This is a genomic window from Microbacterium sp. Soil_C_42 (assembly GCF_057656735.1).
Window position 1 is genome coordinate 1 of sequence record NZ_JBDGJU010000076.1, and the last position, 3,482, is coordinate 3,482.

Sequence of the window (3,482 nt, forward strand, 5' to 3'; positions counted from 1 at the left end):
ACGCGCGCCCGGGCGGCCCGCTCCTCCTCGTCCAGGGCGAGCTGTTCGTCCCGCTCGGCGGCTGCGGCCCGGGCGGCCGCCTGCGCCGCCTCACGCGCCGCCTCGGCGGCCTTCTGCTCCTGCGGCAGGGCCATCGCCTCATCGACGCTGAGGCCGAACCGCGCCATCGTGAAGGGGAGCAGCGCCTCGGCGCCGGCCGCCTTCTTCCAGCCGCGGCCGTACTTGTGCTGGAGCCACGCCCGGTAGACGGTGCGGTCCCGCTCCATGGCCACCATCTGCGGGTACGAGGTGATCCCCCACAGCTTCATACGCCGGTACAGGGCGGGGGTGGCCAGCGGGGCGAGCACCCAGCGGTGCAGTGGCACCCGGTCCGACTCGGCGGCCATCGACAGGCGGTTGGTCTTGATGATCAGGTGCCGTACGGCTTCCACCACGGCCACGAACAGGACGGGCAGCACGCCGTGCATGGCCGCGCCGAGCGGGTCCTGGCGGGGCGGGAGCTGCCCCGCGTTCGCGTTGAACACGATGGTGGCCACGGTCAGCACGTGGGCGAGGAGGCGCAGCATCGGCTTGGGCATCCGACGCCACACCAGGATCAGGTCGAGCGCGTACATGGCGATGATCCCGGCGTCGATGCCGATCGGGAACACCAGCGCGTAGGTGCCGAATCCCTTGCGCTCGGCCAGGCCGCGCAGGGCGTCGTAGGAGCCGGCGAACCCGATCGCGGCGATCACCGCCGCGCACACCCCGGCGGAGACGATCAGGCCGCGCATCGCCTTCGCCGACCACGGCCGGGGCGCGGGCGGAGCCGAGTTCGCCGCCACCGGAGCGGCACCGATGCTCACCGGAACGGCGTCCGGCCCGGCGGAGGCGGCCGGTGCCGGGACCGGCCGGACCGTGCCCGTCACCGGAGCCGGGACGGTGCCCGGCTCGATGGTGGTCGTCATGTCTCTCCTTCTGCTGAGGGGGGCCGGGCGGGACCGGAGTCCCGCCCGGATGGTGCTGCGGGCCGCGGTGGCGATGCCCCATCCTCGTGGGGTGCACTTCCGTGGCCGGTACGCCGGTCGGTCAGTTGCCGGACAGGTGGGCCGCGATGTCGGCGGCGAGCGCGGCGGCCGCCTCCTGCGCGTCCCGTATGGCCTGGGCCGCGGCCTCGGCCTGCTGACGGGCCTGGGTCTGCTGCGCGAGCGCGGCCTGGTAGGCCGCCTCGGCCGCGTTCACCGGGCACCCCCGAGGGCGACGGCCAGGAGGCGGGTGGTCCAGCCGCCGCAGCGGGCGCAGACGTACTGCCGGTTCTTGGCGTCGTGGCGCATCCGGCGGCCGTGGCAGGCCGGGGCCGTGTGGCGGGCCATCAGCCGTTGCCCTTCTTCGCTCCGGGGACCGGCTTCGCCGGTGCCGGGAAGTGCCCGCCGCGGGACGCCTGGTAGGTCGTCTCGTGCTTCGGGTCCGGCTTCGTGCCGGGGGCCATCGGCATCGTCTTGCGAAGTGCCATGATGGGGACTCCTGTTCCGTGAAAGCGGGATGGTGTGCCCCGGGGCGGCCGCCCATCTGCCAAGAGTTCGGCCGCCTCGGGGTGTCTTGTTTTGGTGCTCCCGACCCCTCTCGGGGGTCGGCGTCTGGGGTGTCAGGGAAGGGCGTCAGGACCCCTGTCAGGCCCCGTAAGGCGCCCGATAGAACCGCAGGTCACGGCGCTGATAGGCCGGTCTAACGGGCTTCCTGGGCCCGCCCCTGGGAGAGGGCCGGGGAAGGGGCGGAATCGGGGTCCAGCAACCCACCGGGAATCAGCCGCAGGACGGCCGGTACGGGGGTGCCGGCGGGGGCCGGTACGGGGGCCTCGACGGGGGTGTGGGCGGCCGCCTCGGCGGACCCCTCCCCGACCGCCTGAGTGGGCACCGGGGCGGGGGCCGAAGCGGCCGCCGCCCGGGTCTCCCCCGGGGTCTGGACGAGGGCCTGGGAGCGGGCGGCGAGCAGGGCTGCGGGGGACATCTCCAGGGCCGCCGTCGCGGCGTCGATCCGTAGCCCCACCCGGGTGACCGGCTTGCCCCCGATCCGGTAGCCGACTTTGTCGGCGGTGGGCAGGCCGCAGCCCTCCACCCAGGTCCGGAACTCCCCCTGCTCCGTGCCCTCCGCCAGCAGCCCGGCCGCGACGGCGGAGGCCAGCACCACGTCCAGGTGGAGCCCCACCCGCCCGGCCGCCTCGGCCTCGGCCAGCGCCCCGACCACGTGCAGCAGCAGGGCCGTACCGGGGTCCGGGGCGGGGGCCTGCTCCTGGCCCTCCTCGACGTCCTCCTGGTGCTCCTCCCCCACGGGATCACTTTCATGATCATTTTTGGGGGTGGGGGGAGGGGCGAGCGTCCAGGCCGCGACCGTCCAACCCAGGACACCGGCCGTGACCAGTACGCCCTGGTACGGGCCGAGCTGCTGCACGTACGGCCAGAGCAGGGTTGTGGCGGTGCCGGCCGCGCCGGAGGCGAGCAGCCCGCCGAACGCGGCCAGCCCCAGCGCCTCACCGGCGGGGCGGCGGAGCGGCTTGACCGGAGGCGCCGTCACCTCGGCGTCGTCCTCCGGCTCCTGGTCGTCGTCCTCGTCGTCGTCCTGGTCGGCCTTCGCCTTACGGGCCTTGGCCTTCGCCTTGGACGCCTTCGCACGGGCCGCCTTGTCGGCCTTGGCCTGCGCGGCCTCGGTCGCCTCGACGTCCACGCTCGCCACGTCCCAGGCCCACCCGAGCACCCGTCCGCCGCACCGGCAGACCATCCCGGCCAGCACGACCGACCCGGACCACAGCAGGGTGAACGCGGTCCCCGGCCGGACGATCTCCCGGAGCTGCGCCCCGGTGCTCACAGCGCGCCCACGATGTTCGCGAGCTTGAGGACCAGGCCCACGCCGATCGCCCAGATACCGCCGGCCTGCCCGTAGATGACACCGGACGAGATGCCCAGCAGTGCGGGCCAGACGAGCTTCTTCCACTTCGGGAAGAACGTGAGGATGCTCAAAGCGAGGGCGACTCCGCCGAGGCCGATGTTGCCCAGGCCGGAGCCCTGGATCACGGACGTGGGCACCTCCGAGATGCCCTTGACGACGTCGCCCCACAGCTCGCCGGCCGCCACGGCCAGCGTGCCGAACGCGATGCCCCAACCGCCGGCCTTGTCGCGGTCCAGCTTCATCCGGTCCGAGCCGCGCACGCCGAGGAACAGCAGCAACCCGGAGGCCAAGGCCAATCCGCTGATGCCGACCGACCCGAGCACGGGCCCGGCGGCCAGGACCACGTCCGTGGCGATGATCTGAGTGGTGGTCACAGCAGCGCTCCCGGAGCGTAGAGGAGAGAGGAGAGGGTGACGGTGGCGAGCGGGATCCGCGCGGCCCACCGCAGCGGCGCCGTCCAACCGGTGGCGTGCCGTTCGAGGTAGAGCCAGCACACGGCGCCGAACGCGCCGGCGATCGCGAGGGGGGCCAGCGGCACCGGCCACGGGGCCAGGGCCGCC

At 74.1% G+C, this 3,482-nt stretch carries 7 protein-coding genes; all 7 read right to left on the reverse strand.

Going from position 1 to position 3,482, the window contains the following annotated elements; genetic code table 11:
- A partial coding sequence (locus AC3A46_RS19360) for a DUF2637 domain-containing protein (RefSeq protein ID WP_487666681.1) occupies positions 1-947 on the reverse strand: 947 nt, incomplete at its 3' end.
- A 121-nt stretch (positions 948-1,068) separates the two neighbouring features.
- Positions 1,069-1,221 carry a hypothetical protein gene (locus AC3A46_RS19365; protein ID WP_371594718.1) on the reverse strand — a complete coding sequence of 51 codons (153 nt, stop codon included), beginning with the start codon at positions 1,219-1,221 and terminating at the stop codon, positions 1,069-1,071.
- Positions 1,218-1,352: a hypothetical protein gene (locus AC3A46_RS19370; protein ID WP_386026625.1), complete on the reverse strand. Its 135-nt coding sequence runs from the start codon at positions 1,350-1,352 to the stop codon at positions 1,218-1,220. Before AC3A46_RS19370 ends, AC3A46_RS19365 begins: the two co-directional genes overlap by 4 nt.
- Complete coding sequence (locus tag AC3A46_RS19375; protein WP_386026623.1) at positions 1,352-1,492, reverse strand: hypothetical protein; 141 nt, start codon at positions 1,490-1,492, stop codon at positions 1,352-1,354. Before AC3A46_RS19375 ends, AC3A46_RS19370 begins: the two co-directional genes overlap by 1 nt.
- 212 nt (positions 1,493-1,704) lie before the next feature.
- Positions 1,705-2,754 (reverse strand): hypothetical protein, encoded by a 1,050-nt coding sequence (locus tag AC3A46_RS19380; RefSeq protein ID WP_487666682.1) that lies wholly within the window; start codon positions 2,752-2,754, stop codon positions 1,705-1,707.
- An 83-nt stretch (positions 2,755-2,837) separates the two neighbouring features.
- Positions 2,838-3,296, reverse strand: coding sequence for a hypothetical protein (locus AC3A46_RS19385; protein ID WP_386026619.1), 459 nt, complete (start codon positions 3,294-3,296; stop codon positions 2,838-2,840).
- Positions 3,293-3,482 (reverse strand): hypothetical protein (locus AC3A46_RS19390; protein ID WP_487666683.1); only part of this gene is annotated, 190 nt, incomplete at its 5' end. The genes AC3A46_RS19385 and AC3A46_RS19390, both read right to left, overlap by 4 nt.